Source organism: Candidatus Pelagibacter sp. PS_17 (genome assembly GCF_059417945.1).
In genome coordinates this window covers 1,298,504-1,311,381 of record NZ_CM182073.1, presented here as the reverse complement: position 1 = coordinate 1,311,381, position 12,878 = coordinate 1,298,504, and the positions used below count along the sequence as shown (strand labels likewise).

At 29.9% G+C, this 12,878-nt stretch carries 13 protein-coding genes; 10 read left to right on the top strand and 3 right to left on the bottom strand.

The features are described 5' to 3' along the window. Positions 1-2: 2 nt before the first annotated feature. The 6 genes from AC5SML_RS06980 (at position 3) to AC5SML_RS06955 (ending at position 6,204) form a co-directional block, all read left to right on the top strand. Positions 3-638 carry a nucleotide exchange factor GrpE gene (locus AC5SML_RS06980; protein ID WP_494617174.1) on the top strand — a complete coding sequence of 212 codons (636 nt, stop codon included), beginning with the start codon at positions 3-5 and terminating at the stop codon, positions 636-638. 62 nt (positions 639-700) lie between these two features. Continuing rightward, on the top strand, positions 701-2,644 hold the full coding sequence (gene dnaK, locus AC5SML_RS06975; protein WP_494617172.1) for a molecular chaperone DnaK: 1,944 nt from the start codon (positions 701-703) through the stop codon (positions 2,642-2,644). Between the two features lie 32 nt (positions 2,645-2,676). Continuing rightward, complete coding sequence (gene dnaJ, locus AC5SML_RS06970) at positions 2,677-3,807, top strand: molecular chaperone DnaJ (RefSeq protein ID WP_006997540.1); 1,131 nt, start codon at positions 2,677-2,679, stop codon at positions 3,805-3,807. A 36-nt stretch (positions 3,808-3,843) separates the two neighbouring features. Next, the gene (dapB, locus tag AC5SML_RS06965) at positions 3,844-4,620 is read left to right on the top strand and encodes a 4-hydroxy-tetrahydrodipicolinate reductase (RefSeq protein ID WP_494575088.1); all 777 of its coding nucleotides are present in this window, start codon (positions 3,844-3,846) and stop codon (positions 4,618-4,620) included. Beyond that, complete coding sequence (nth, locus tag AC5SML_RS06960) at positions 4,620-5,273, top strand: endonuclease III (RefSeq protein ID WP_494617171.1); 654 nt, start codon at positions 4,620-4,622, stop codon at positions 5,271-5,273. Before dapB ends, nth begins: the two co-directional genes overlap by 1 nt. 1 nt (position 5,274) lies before the next feature. Continuing rightward, the gene (locus AC5SML_RS06955) at positions 5,275-6,204 is read left to right on the top strand and encodes an adenosine kinase (protein ID WP_494617170.1); all 930 of its coding nucleotides are present in this window, start codon (positions 5,275-5,277) and stop codon (positions 6,202-6,204) included. Between the two features lie 6 nt (positions 6,205-6,210). Here the strand turns inward: AC5SML_RS06955 and AC5SML_RS06950 are convergent, their stop codons facing one another. Further along, positions 6,211-6,792 (bottom strand): helix-turn-helix domain-containing protein, encoded by a 582-nt coding sequence (locus tag AC5SML_RS06950; protein ID WP_494617168.1) that lies wholly within the window; start codon positions 6,790-6,792, stop codon positions 6,211-6,213. Between the two features lie 20 nt (positions 6,793-6,812). On the opposite strand from AC5SML_RS06950, the gene AC5SML_RS06945 reads away from it, so the two are divergent. Continuing rightward, on the top strand, positions 6,813-7,301 hold the full coding sequence (locus tag AC5SML_RS06945) for a L,D-transpeptidase family protein (protein ID WP_494617166.1): 489 nt from the start codon (positions 6,813-6,815) through the stop codon (positions 7,299-7,301). Here the strand turns inward: AC5SML_RS06945 and AC5SML_RS06940 are convergent. Continuing rightward, positions 7,298-7,948 carry a YggS family pyridoxal phosphate-dependent enzyme gene (locus tag AC5SML_RS06940; RefSeq protein WP_494617164.1) on the bottom strand — a complete coding sequence of 217 codons (651 nt, stop codon included), beginning with the start codon at positions 7,946-7,948 and terminating at the stop codon, positions 7,298-7,300. The genes AC5SML_RS06945 and AC5SML_RS06940 overlap by 4 nt on opposite strands. Here AC5SML_RS06940 and AC5SML_RS06935 point away from each other — a divergent pair. Continuing rightward, on the top strand, positions 7,943-8,485 hold the full coding sequence (locus AC5SML_RS06935) for a thiamine phosphate synthase (protein WP_494617162.1): 543 nt from the start codon (positions 7,943-7,945) through the stop codon (positions 8,483-8,485). The genes AC5SML_RS06940 and AC5SML_RS06935 overlap by 6 nt on opposite strands. Positions 8,486-8,522: 37 nt before the next feature. On the opposite strand, the gene AC5SML_RS06930 is transcribed toward AC5SML_RS06935, so the two are convergent. Then, positions 8,523-9,530 (bottom strand): porin, encoded by a 1,008-nt coding sequence (locus AC5SML_RS06930; RefSeq protein WP_494617160.1) that lies wholly within the window; start codon positions 9,528-9,530, stop codon positions 8,523-8,525. A 213-nt stretch (positions 9,531-9,743) separates the two neighbouring features. Here AC5SML_RS06930 and AC5SML_RS06925 point away from each other — a divergent pair, with 213 nt between their 5' ends. Continuing rightward, the gene (locus AC5SML_RS06925; protein WP_494617158.1) at positions 9,744-10,310 is read left to right on the top strand and encodes a DUF3576 domain-containing protein; all 567 of its coding nucleotides are present in this window, start codon (positions 9,744-9,746) and stop codon (positions 10,308-10,310) included. 32 nt (positions 10,311-10,342) lie between these two features. Next, positions 10,343-12,877 (top strand): leucine--tRNA ligase, encoded by a 2,535-nt coding sequence (gene leuS / locus AC5SML_RS06920; RefSeq protein ID WP_494617157.1) that lies wholly within the window; start codon positions 10,343-10,345, stop codon positions 12,875-12,877. The last annotated feature ends 1 nt before the right edge of the window (position 12,878 follow it).

Genomic DNA, 12,878 nt, shown 5'->3' with positions numbered 1-12,878 from the left:
TCATGGAAAAAGATCAAAACATTAATTCTGAAAACCAAAATGAAGAAATTAAAGAGAGTGATGCTGAGGAGCAAAACCAAGTAGAACAAGAAATTTCAGCCGATAAAACTAAAGAGGCAAAAGAGGTTACACCTGAAGAAAAAATTAAGGAGTTAGAAGATAAACTTACTAGAACTTTTGCTGAAATGGAAAATCAAAGAAGAAGATTTGAAAAGGAAAAAGATGATGCTTTTGATTATGGTGGATTTTCTTTTGCAAAAGAAGCTTTAAATTTAATTGATAATCTTGAAAGGTCAAAACAAATTTTAGAAAGTGATGAAGTATTAAAAGATACTGAAGCTTTAAAAAAAACTTTAGAGCATTTTGAAATTATTAGTAAAGATATGGTGTCGATTTTTTCAAAAAATGGAATTACACCTGTTGTTTCTATTGGTAAAAAATTGGATCCCAATCAACACCAAGCTATGATGGAAATTGATGACGATCAAAAAGAACCTGGAACAATAGTTCAAGAAATTCAAAAAGGTTTTATGATGAAAGATAGACTTTTAAGACCAGCATTAGTCGGAGTTTCAAAAAAAACTAAAACTCCAGATGAACAAAAAAGCGAGGAAAATAAAGAAAATTCAGACAATTAATTATAATTGTAAGAACTTGTAGATTAAAAATTAACACTTATATGAAGGGAAGGAATTAAATTATGAGCAAAATTATAGGAATAGATTTAGGAACAACAAATTCATGCGTGTCTATCATGGAAGGTAGTCAGCCAAAAGTTTTAGAAAATGCTGAGGGTGCAAGAACAACTCCTTCAGTTGTAGCTTTTACTGAGGATGGGGAAAAACTTGTGGGTCAACCTGCAAAAAGACAAGCTGTAACCAACCCTGAAAATACTATTTTTGCCGTAAAAAGATTAATTGGAAGAAGTTTTGAAGACCCTACTGTAAAAAAAGATATTGCAGCTGCACCTTTTAAAATTGTGAATTCAGAAAAAGGAGATGCTTGGATTGAAGCTAAAGGGGAAAAATATTCACCTTCTCAAATTTCAGCTTTTATTCTTCAAAAGATGAAAGAAACAGCTGAAAAATATTTAGGCCAAGAAGTAACGAAAGCTGTAATTACGGTTCCTGCATATTTTAATGATGCTCAAAGACAGGCAACAAAAGATGCTGGTAAAATTGCTGGCCTTGAAGTTTTAAGAATTATTAACGAACCAACAGCCGCTTCTCTTGCTTACGGTTTAGATAAAAAACAAAATAAAAAAATAGCTGTTTATGACTTAGGTGGTGGAACTTTTGATGTCTCTATCCTTGAGTTAGGTGATGGTGTATTTGAAGTTAAATCTACAAATGGTGATACATTTTTAGGTGGTGAAGACTTTGACAATACAATCGTTGATTATTTAATTGGTGAATTTAAAAAAGATTCTGGAATTGATTTAAGATCAGATAAATTGGCTCTTCAAAGATTAAAAGAAGCTGCTGAAAAAGCAAAAATTGAATTATCTTCTACAGAGCAAACAGATGTTAATTTACCTTTTATAACAGCTGATAAAACTGGTCCAAAACATATTAATCTAAAAATGACTAGAGCAAAATTAGAGGCTTTGGTTGAAGATTTAATCTCAAGAACATTACCACCATGTAAAACTGCTCTTAAAGATGCAGGGCTTACTGCAAGTGAAATTGATGAAATTGTAATGGTTGGTGGAATGACAAGAATGCCTAAAGTTCTAGCTGAAGTTAAAAACTTTTTTGGTAAAGAACCTAATAAAAGTGTAAACCCTGATGAAGTTGTAGCAATGGGTGCTGCAATCCAAGCTGGTGTTCTTCAAGGAGACGTTAAAGATGTCCTTCTTTTAGATGTAACACCTTTATCGCTTGGAATTGAAACATTAGGTGGGGTTTCAACAAAATTAATTGAAAAAAATACAACAATACCAACAAAAAAAAGCCAAGTATTTTCAACAGCTGATGACAATCAACCTGCCGTATCGATAAGAGTGCTTCAAGGTGAAAGAGAGATGGCATCTGACAATAAAATGTTAGGAAACTTTGAACTAGTTGGAATTGCGCCTGCTCCAAGAGGAGTGCCTCAAATAGAAGTAACTTTTGATATTGATGCAAATGGAATTGTGAGTGTTTCTGCTAAAGATAAAGGAACTGGAAAAGAACAAAAAATTCAAATCCAGGCCTCAGGTGGCTTAAGTGATGAAGAGATTGAAAAAATGGTAAAAGATGCTGAAGCAAATAAAGAAGAGGACAAAAAGAAAAGAGAATCTGTTGATGTTAGAAATCAAGCAGACACTCTTTTACACTCTACTGAAAAAAATCTAAAAGAGCATGGTGCCAAAGTTTCTGATGTTGATAAAAAAGCAATTGAAGATGCCTCAACTGATTTAAAAGAAGCTATTAAAGGAACTGATACCGAAGTAATTAAGAAGAAAACCGAAACTTTAGTTCAAGCCTCCATGAAGTTAGGTGAAGCAATTTATAAATCTCAAGAGAAAAAAGAAGGTTCACCAAAAGAAGGTGATAAAAATGATGAAGGAAAAAAAGACGATAATGTAGTTGATGCTGACTTTGAAGAAGTTAAAGAAGAAAGCAAAGAAGGCAAAGAAGAAGATAAAGAAAAAAGCGCCTAAGACTTACAGCAACTATCATCTTAAAGTAACTTATGGCTAAAAGAGATTTTTATGACGTCTTAGGGGTTAGCAAAAGTGCAAGCCCTGAAGAATTAAAATCTGCTTACCGTAAATTAGCTGTAAAATATCACCCAGACAAAAACCCAGGTGATAAAGCCTCAGAAGATAAATTTAAAGAAGCTGGTGAAGCTTACGGCATTCTTTCAGATAAAGAAAAAAAACAAAACTATGACAACTTTGGCCACGCTGCTTTTGAGGGTGGTGGAGGTAGACAGGGAGGAGGCTTTGGTGGTGGTTTTGGTGGAGCTGATTTTTCAGATATATTTGAAGATTTTTTTGGAGATTTTGGTGGTGGACAATCAAGAGGAAGACGAAAAACTAATAATAGAGGGTCTGATCTTCGATATGATTTATCTATTACCCTTGAAGAAGCATATGAGGGTAAAAAACAAGATATAAAATTCTCAACTACAGAAAAATGTAATACTTGCAGTGGTAATGGTTCTAAACCTGGTCATTCTCCAGACAGATGTACGGTTTGTGGTGGAAATGGAAAAGTAAGATCTAATCAAGGTTTTTTTACTGTTCAACAAACTTGTCCTCAATGTGCAGGCTCTGGTGAAGAAATAACAAATCCATGTACAGATTGTAATGGTCAAGGTAACAAGCAAGCTTCCAAAAAAATATCAGTTACAATACCTAAAGGTGTCGATGATGGAACTAGGATTAGATTAGCTGGCAAAGGTGAAGCAGGATCCAAAGGTGGAGCAAATGGTGATCTTTATCTTTTTGTAAATGTTCATTCACATGATTTATTTAAAAGATCTGATGAAAACTTATTTTTTGAATTTCCTATATCCATTGCTGATGCAGCTTTAGGAACCACAATAGAGATACCAACAATTGATGGTGGAAAAGCTAAAATTAAAATACCTGATGGAACTCAAAATGGAAAACAATTTAGGCTAAAAGGTAAAGGTATGCCTTATATGAGAGGTAGTGGAAATGGAGACCTTTATGTCCAAGTAAATACTGAAGTTCCTATTTCTTTAAATAAAGAGCAAAAAGCTTTACTTGAAAAATTTAGAGAAATTGAAAATGAAAAGTCCAATCCAAGTATCAAACAATTCTTTCAAAAAGCAAAAAGTTTTTGGAAAAACTAAAGACTAATTAACTAAAAAAGGTTAATATTTTCCTAGATGAAAAAAATTAATTTAGCTATTTCTGGCTGCTTGGGAAGAATGGGTCAACAGCTTATTAAATCCTCAAAAAATAATAAAAACTTTGAACTAACTGCTCTAACAGAAAACAAAGCTATCAATAAAAAAATTGCTGGCATCAAGCTTGATGTAAACACAGAACAAACTTTTAAAAAAACTGATGTAATAATAGATTTTACAGTCCCAAACTGTACTTTAGATATTTTAAAAATTGCATCTAAATTAAAAAAAAGAGTAGTAATTGGAACAACGGGATTTAATCAAAAAGAAGAGGCCTTGATTAAAAAATTTTCAAAAACCATTCCAATTTTAAAAGCTGGGAATATGAGCCTTGGTGTTAATTTATTAATGTATTTAACTGAAATTGCCTCAAAGTCACTAAATGAAGAATATTTAAGCAAGGTATTTGAAGTTCATCACAAACACAAAAAAGATTACCCATCAGGAACAGCCTTAATGCTGGGAAAAGGAATTGCAGATGGAAAAAATAAAAACCTTTATAACTTAATGGGTAAAAAATTTTTAAATAAAAAATCTTTTCCTTATGGAAAAAAAATTAATTTCAATTCAATTAGAAAAGGTGAAATTATTGGTGAACATGAAGTTACATTTTCTAGTGGCAAAGAAATAATAAAATTAAATCATGAAGCTTTTGATAGAGCACTTTATTCAGATGGAGCTCTAACTGCTGCAAAATGGTTGATTAATAAAAAACCAGGACTTTATTCAATGAGAGATTTATTGAACTTTAAATAATGGATGAACAAGATAAAGCAAAAAAAATACTAAAAATTTTAAATAAACTTTATCCAACAACCCCTATCCCACTAGATCATACTAGTAAATTTACTCTCTTGATGTCAGTTCTTTTATCAGCACAATGTACTGATCTAAATGTTAATAATGTAACTAAAAATATATATCCAAAATATAATAGACCTGAGCATTTTGTAAAATTAGGCAAAAAACGAATAGAAAAATTGATTAAAAGTATTGGTCTCTTTCGAGTTAAGGCTAAAAGTATTTATTTGATGTCTAAACAGCTTCTTGAAAAGCATGGGGGCAAAGTACCCAAAAGCTTTGAAGAGCTCGAAAAACTGCCTGGTGTAGGCCATAAAACTGCAAGTGTGGTTATGTCTCAAGGTTTTGGGGTTCCAGCTTTTGCAGTTGATACCCACATTCATAGATTGGCTCAAAGATGGGGTTTAACGAATGGCAAAAATGTTATTCAAACTGAAAAAGATTTAAAAAAAATATTTCCAGAAAAAACATGGAGCAAATTACATTTACAAATAATTTATTATGGAAGAGAATTTTGTAAGGCAAGGGAATGTTATGGTTTGACTTGTAAAATTTGCACGACTTGTTATCCTAATCGAAAAAATCCAGTTAAAATAAAAAAAGCTTAATATGAAAATACTAGGAATTGGTAATGCAATTGTTGACGTCATTTGTAAAGTTGATGACCAATATTTAATAAATAATCAATTAACAAAAAGCACAATGAAATTAGTTGATGAAACTGAATTTCAAAAACTTTTATCAACTCTTAAGATAGAAGAAACTATTTCTGGTGGGTCAGTTGCAAATTCTATTGTTGGGTTATCACAATTAGGAAATAATGTTGGGTTTATAGGTAAAGTTAACGATGATGATTTGGGACAAAAATACGAAGAAGGTCTAACCAAAGAAAAAGTTCAATATTTTTATAATAAAAAAAAGGAAATCTCACCAACTGGGACTTGTTTAATTTTAATCACACCAGATGCAGAAAGAACTATGGTTACATTTTTAGGTATTGCTGGAAAAATTAGCCCTAGTGATATTAATGAAAAAGCAATTAAAGATAGTGAATTGATATTTTTAGAGGGATATTTGTGGGATGAGGGTGAACCAAAGTCAGCTTTTGATAAAGCCATGTTGATCTCTAACACTAAAGCAATGTCCTTATCAGATCAATTTTGTGTGGAAAGACATAAAGGTAACTTTTTAGATTTAGTTAAAAATAAACTTGATATTACCTTTGCTAATGAACAAGAAATTAAATCATTAATTGATGCTAAAAGCTTTGATGATGTTATTGAATTTGGCAAACAACTAGGAAAACTCTTAATTATTACACGTGGTGAAAAAGGAAGTATTGCTATTAAAAATCAAGAAATTTTAGAGTGCCAAAGTAAACCTGATTTAAAGGTTGTAGACTTAACGGGTGCTGGAGACCTCTTTGCAGCTGGTTTTCTTCATGGGTTGATTAATAATATCTCAACAAAAGAATGTCTCGAAAAAGGAACCGAAATGTCTTCAAAAATAATCCAAAAAGTTGGTGCTAGACTAAATTAACGTATTTTAATCAATAAAATAGCCATTTTTATGGCTTAATATAAATTTTTCATCTTTAAATAAATCACTTATTTTTTTTCGTAATCTATAAATATGTGTTTCTACCGTATGGGTTTCCATATTTGATGCATAACCCCATATATTTTTTTGTAGGTCTTCAACATTGTGTTTAATTTTTTTATCATTTAAATACAAAATAATTTCAATTTCCTTTTCTGTTAATCTCAACTTTAAATTATCTTTAGAAAAAAATTTAGAATTTAGATTTAATTCATAGTCTTTAATTGTAATATTAGACTGTTGGGTAAATTTTAATTTAATTAATTTAATATTTATTAACTCTATTAATTTTTTAAAAGATAAGGGCAAATCATTAAAATCTAAAAAATTTTTATCAGTTATATTATTATTGAATAATAGTTTATGATCTGTTTTTGAAATTACTAAATAATCTAATCTATTTAGATCAAATTTCTTTTTAAAATCTTCTTTATTCTCAATTTTTATAATCGTAAAAGATAAATTTTCTTTTATCTCGTCTAAAATTTCATATAGTGAATTAAAGTTTAAAATAAAAACATTTTGCATAATTATATTTAATATTACTTATGATAATTCATGTACCAAATAAAAACACTCTTATAATTGATGACTTTAAATTGAAATGCTGTGTTGGAAAAAAAGGCTTAAATTCTAAGAAAAAAGAGGGTGATTATTCAACGCCTAAAGGATTATTTAATTTAAGAAAATTATATTTTAGAAAAGAACGTGTTGGTATTCCAAGTTGCAAAATTAATAAAAAGATCATTAAACAAGATATGGGTTGGTGTGATGACCCAAAACATAAAAAATATAATGAAGAAATTAAAACAAACAATAAAAATCTTAGGGAAAACCTGCATAGAAAGGATCATAAGTACGATTATATAATTTCAATTAGTCATAATGAAAAAAAAGTTCCAAATAAGGGAAGTGCTATATTTATTCACCTAACTACTAATTACAAACCAACCGCTGGATGTGTTGCCTTAAAAAAAAAGGATTTTGAAATATTATTAAAATTAATAGATAAAAAAACTAAAATTAAAATTGGTTAAGCTCTATTACCAAATATTTTTGAGCCCACTCTAACGTATGTTGCATTATTTTTAACCGCCTCTAAATAGTCTCCTGACATACCCATGCTGAGTTCCTTAAAATTTAATTCTTGATTTATTTTATTCATTTCAAAAAAATATTTTCTAGTATTTTGATCATTTGGTGGAATGCACATTGTGCCAATAACATCTAAATTTAAATCTTTACAGAATTTATAAAAGTTACCTAATCTTTCTTTATTTATTCCAGATTTTTGATCATCATTACCAATATTAACTTGAATAAATATCTTGGGATTTTTTCCTTGTTTAGTTTGCTCATCAGCAATTTTAGTTGCTAATTTTTCACTATCTACTGAGTGAATATAGTCAAATATTTTTAATGCAAATTTAACTTTATTACTTTGAAGCCTTCCAATTAAATGAAGTTTAATGTTCTTATTTTGGTTTTTTATATCAGTCCATTTATCTAGGGCCTCCTGAACCTTGTTTTCCCCATAATGAAGATGTCCATGATCAATTAATGGCAAAATATTTTCTATTGGAAAGGTTTTTGATACTGCAATAATTTTAGGCAATTCATCATGATTTACTTTAGATTTAATAAGCTCTTCTATATAAATTAAGTTCTTAATCGTGTTATGCATAATAAAATTTTAAAGAAATATTACTTTATAAATAAATTTAATCAAAGTCACATAGATAAACAAGATAAACGAACAATCATAATATTTAGAAATTATGATCAAAAAGTAGATGAAAAACTAATTATAAAGATAAAAAATTATTGTAAAAAAAAGGGTAATAAATTTTTATTATCTAACAATATAAAATTAGCCATAAAACTTAAATTGGATGGTGCTTATATTCCTTCATTTAATAAAGATAAAAAACATCTTTCTTATTCTTTTAAAAAACATTTCATTATTTTGGGTTCAGCTCATAATATTCATGAGATAAAGATTAAGGAATCTCAAAACATAAATGTAATTTTACTGTCTTCAATATTTAAAAAGAATAATAACTTTTTGGGTGTTTATAGATTCAAATTGCTTTCTCTTTTAACAAAAAAACCAGTTATAGCTCTTGGTGGAATTTCAAATCATAACCTAAAAAAGCTAAACCATACAAGCTGCATTGGTTTTGCTGGTATTTCTTTCTTTGAACAAAAAAAAGGCCCCTAAAAAGGGGCCCTTTTATTAATTTGTGATCTAAATTAAATTAGAATGCAAATGATAAACTTACACCTGCGTATTCGTAATCTTCACTTGTTGCAGTAGTGTAACTTGTATTATCTGCTTCTTGATAATTAGCACTAATAGTCATTCCACCTGAAGTATACGATGCTACAATCTTAGAGTACTCAGCATCCGAAGTTTCCGAAGTACCATTACTGTCGATTTCTTCTTCTGCATAAGATACTGAAAGTGCATCAGATATAGTGTATGACAATTTAAATGATGTAGCGTCTTGGTCAGCAGTAGCTGTATTACTGTCACTTTCGTGATCAGAATACGCAATTGTTACTGGTCCGTAAGCATATGATGCTTTTATAGACGTTGTATCAGTGTTAGTAGTTGATCCACCAGAACCAGCTGCTTGACCATCATTTGAACCTGCTCCGTAGCTTACTGATAAACCTTCAATACCAGTATACGTTAAAGCATAAGCAGAGTCAGACTCGTCTTCACCAGTTGCTGGAGTATATGAAACTGCTGCAGTTACACCATCAACCATTGAAGGAAGAGTATAATGAATGATGTTATCACCACTTCTTGATTCTCTAACTGTAGTTCCACCTTTTCCATCAAAGTTATCCCAGATGTTTCCAGCTGCAGTATCACCTACTGCCGCTTGTGCAGAGTCTCCACCTTCACCATGAAATACAAGAGTTCCCATAGCATCAGAGCTAACTGTTACTGAGTGAGCATCAAAAATTGAACCTGAATCTGCTGTATTCGCCGCAGCATTTGCAGCCGTCTCAGCATTGTCAAATTCATCAATCACGAATGATAATGAAACATTCATTCCATTGTCTAATTCACCTGAACCAGAAAATGTAATTTGGTTTCCCATTGAGAAAGATTTAGTAGAGTTTTTTGCAGTTCCACTGTAGTTTTCCCAGTTAATTGACGCTGAACCAGACACTGCTAATTCACCAGCAAATACTGATGTAGAAACAAGTGAAGCTGCTAAAGCAGTCATACCTATTTTTTTAAAGTTATTCATATTTTTCCTTTGTTTGTTGTTATTGTTATTATTAATAATAAACAGCGAATATGTATCAAATTAAGACCTATTTTTTATAAAAATGAGTTTTTTTTATTTACATTTATTATAAGTGTTGTATTTTTACATCACTTTAAAAGTGGCTATTTACTTATACTTTTAGTAATTTTCAGAATATATTGTATAAAACTATTAAATTAACAACTAATTATTATGATTTCTTTTAAAAACCTAAAAACTATCTTTGTTCTAATTTTATCATCTATTATTTTAATTTCATGTAATGGCAAACTTCCTGGGGCCGATGCTCGAAAGTACCCTGATGACCCAAAACTTAGGGTTAAAAAAAACCTAGAAGAAGGAAGAGGGTTTAGGCTATCAGATAGTATGAGTAAGTCTTTCAAAGGTGGGGGTGTTTTTGAATTTGCAAGTTCTAATGAGCTATGGAGAGCATCACTTGATACTATAGATTTTATGCCTTTAGCATCAGTTAACTATAGTGGAGGCATTATAATTACAGATTGGTACTCAACCGATCAAAACTCAAATGAGAGTATTAAAATTTCAATTAGATTTTTGACAAATGAAATTAGATCCGATGCTTTAGATATTAAAGTTTTCAATAAAAAATGTATGTCAGGATCTAATTGTGTGACCTCTGAAAAACAAGGAAATATTAATACTGAATTAAAAACTAAAATTTTAAAAACAGCAGCACTTTACGAAGCTCAAAAAAAATCAGAAACCTCCAAAGAATATAAGGGTGCTCAAAATTATTAGACTATAAGTTTAAAATAAAAAATTAAATTTTTGTGGATAGATATAATTTCAAAATAGTAGAAGATAAGTGGCAAAAACTTTGGGAAGAAAAAAAGTCATTTTCAACTAAAGTTGATAAAAACAAAAAAAAATTTTATTGTTTGGAGATGTTTCCTTACCCATCAGGTAAAATTCATATGGGCCATGTAAGGAATTATACAATTGGTGATGTGTTAGCTCGTTTTAAAGCTTTGCAAGGTTATAATGTTCTTCATCCTATGGGATGGGACTCATTTGGAATGCCTGCGGAAAATGCTGCAAGACAAAATAATTTAGATCCTAAAACTTGGACTGAATCAAATATTAAAACCATGAAATCTCAGCTTAAAAAACTTGGGCTATCAATTGATTGGGATAAAGAAATCTCAACTTGCTCACCAGAGTATTATAAACATCAACAAGAATTTTTTTTAGACCTGTATGACAAAGGATTAGTTTATAGAAAAGAGAATTATGTTAACTGGGATCCAGTTGATCAAACTGTCCTTGCAAATGAACAGGTAGTTGATGGTAAGGGTTGGCGGTCAGGAGCTATTGTTGAAAGGAAGAAGTTAAATCAATGGTTTTTTAACATCTCAAAATTCTCTGAAGAACTTTTACAAGGATTAGATGGCTTAGATAATTGGCCCAATAAAGTAAAAGTTATGCAAAAAAATTGGATTGGAAAATCTTTTGGTTGTGAGGTCGAATTTAAAGTGGAAAGTGAAAAACCCATTGAAAGCATTAAGTGCTACACAACAAGACCCGATACTTTATTTGGCTTTTCCTTTCTTGCTCTCTCAGTTGATCACCCTTTAGCAAAATATTATGAAGAAGATAAGAAATTTCAAGAATTTAAAAAAGAATGTTCTAAAACAGGAACTACTGAAGAATCTATTGCCTCTGCTGAAAAATTGGGCTTTAAAACAGATCTAATTGCAGTTAACCCACTAGATAAAAATATGAAGGTTCCAGTTTATTTTGCAAACTTTGTATTGATGGACTATGGGTTAGGTGCTGTTTTTGGTTGTCCCGCACATGATCAAAGAGATCTAGATTTTGCAAAAAAATATAATTTAAAAATTACACCCGTTGTTAAGCCTGAAAAAGATAAAGATTTTGAAATAAATAATGAAGCTTATACGGGTGAAGGATATCTTTATAATTCAAATTTTCTTGATGGTTTAAAGGTGCCAAGCGAATCTATTATTAAGACAATAGAATTTCTTGAAAAGAATAATTTAGGGACAAAAAAAACTAATTATCGATTAAAGGATTGGGGAATATCAAGACAAAGATATTGGGGTTGCCCTATTCCAATGGCTTATGATGAAAATGATCAGCCAATTAAAATTCCAAAAAATATGCTGCCTGTTAAACTTCCAGAAATTGATAAATTAAGTAGTGCAGGCAACCCCTTAGATTCTGAGAATGAATGGAAATATTTTAATTTAGGTGGAAAAAAATATAGAAGAGAAACCGATACATTGGATACTTTTGTTGATTCTTCTTGGTATTTTTTACGTTTTTGCTCTTCTCACAATACCAATCATGGCTTTACACAAGAGGAGGTTGATTATTGGATGCCAGTTGATCAGTATATTGGTGGGGTTGAACATGCCATTTTACACTTATTATACTCAAGGTTTTTTATGCAAGCTCTCTCCTATAAAAATGATACTTTTAAATTAAAAGAACCATTCGATGGTCTATTTACACAAGGTATGGTTTGTCACGAAACTTACAAAGACCAAAACAATACATGGTTAAGTCCAGAAGAAGTGTCTTCTGAAGATGGTAAAGAATTTTATAAAAAAGATAATCCTTCTGAAAAAATAATTGTTGGACCAACAGAGTCTATGTCAAAATCTAAAAAAAATACTATTGATCCAGAAAATATTATAAAAAATTATGGGGCAGATTCTGTTAGATTATTTATTTTATCAGACAGTCCTCCAGAAAAAGATGTACAATGGTCTGATCAGGGAATGTTAGCGTCATTTAAATTTGTTCAAAAACTATGGACATTAAATTCTAAAATTTTAGATAAAATAAAAAATAATGACCAAGATGATGAGGGTAAAGATTTAACTAAATTTACTAATCAACTAATTAATAAAATAACACAAAACCTAGAAAAGTTTCATTATAATGTAATTGTTGCTAACTTTTATGAAATGTATAATTTTCTAATCAAAGAAATAGATAAACCTATAAAAAGAGAGATTTTAATTGAAAACTATAAAAAAATTTTAATTCTAATGAATCCATTTATTCCACATTTTTCAAATGAATGCTTGAATAACATTAATGAAAATCAAATAAATTGGCCAAAAATTTCAAAGAAAGATTTAATAGAAGAAGATATTAACTTTGTTGTTCAAGTTAATGGTAAAAAAAGAGCTATTTTAAAGATAAAAAGAGATGTGGTTGAAAAAGAAATTTTAGAGATCGTAAAAACAAATCTAGAAATTGAAAAATTTTTAAAAAACCAAACAATAAAAAAATCAATATTTGTACCCAACAGGCTTATAAATATTATACTATAAA

Bases quoted from the DNA above. Each gene is read 5' to 3' on its own strand.
- AC5SML_RS06930 (WP_494617160.1), bottom strand. From the start codon at position 9,530: ATGAATAACTTTAAAAAAATAGGTATGACTGCTTTAGCAGCTTCACTT.
- nth (WP_494617171.1), top strand. From the start codon at position 4,620: ATGGATGAACAAGATAAAGCAAAAAAAATACTAAAAATTTTAAATAAA.
- AC5SML_RS06940 (WP_494617164.1), bottom strand. From the start codon at position 7,948: ATGCATAACACGATTAAGAACTTAATTTATATAGAAGAGCTTATTAAA.
- dapB (WP_494575088.1), top strand. From the start codon at position 3,844: ATGAAAAAAATTAATTTAGCTATTTCTGGCTGCTTGGGAAGAATGGGT.
- AC5SML_RS06950 (WP_494617168.1), bottom strand. From the start codon at position 6,792: ATGCAAAATGTTTTTATTTTAAACTTTAATTCACTATATGAAATTTTA.
- AC5SML_RS06955 (WP_494617170.1), top strand. From the start codon at position 5,275: ATGAAAATACTAGGAATTGGTAATGCAATTGTTGACGTCATTTGTAAA.
- AC5SML_RS06935 (WP_494617162.1), top strand. From the start codon at position 7,943: ATGCATAATAAAATTTTAAAGAAATATTACTTTATAAATAAATTTAAT.
- dnaK (WP_494617172.1), top strand. From the start codon at position 701: ATGAGCAAAATTATAGGAATAGATTTAGGAACAACAAATTCATGCGTG.
- dnaJ (WP_006997540.1), top strand. From the start codon at position 2,677: ATGGCTAAAAGAGATTTTTATGACGTCTTAGGGGTTAGCAAAAGTGCA.
- AC5SML_RS06980 (WP_494617174.1), top strand. From the start codon at position 3: ATGGAAAAAGATCAAAACATTAATTCTGAAAACCAAAATGAAGAAATT.
- AC5SML_RS06945 (WP_494617166.1), top strand. From the start codon at position 6,813: ATGATAATTCATGTACCAAATAAAAACACTCTTATAATTGATGACTTT.
- AC5SML_RS06925 (WP_494617158.1), top strand. From the start codon at position 9,744: ATGATTTCTTTTAAAAACCTAAAAACTATCTTTGTTCTAATTTTATCA.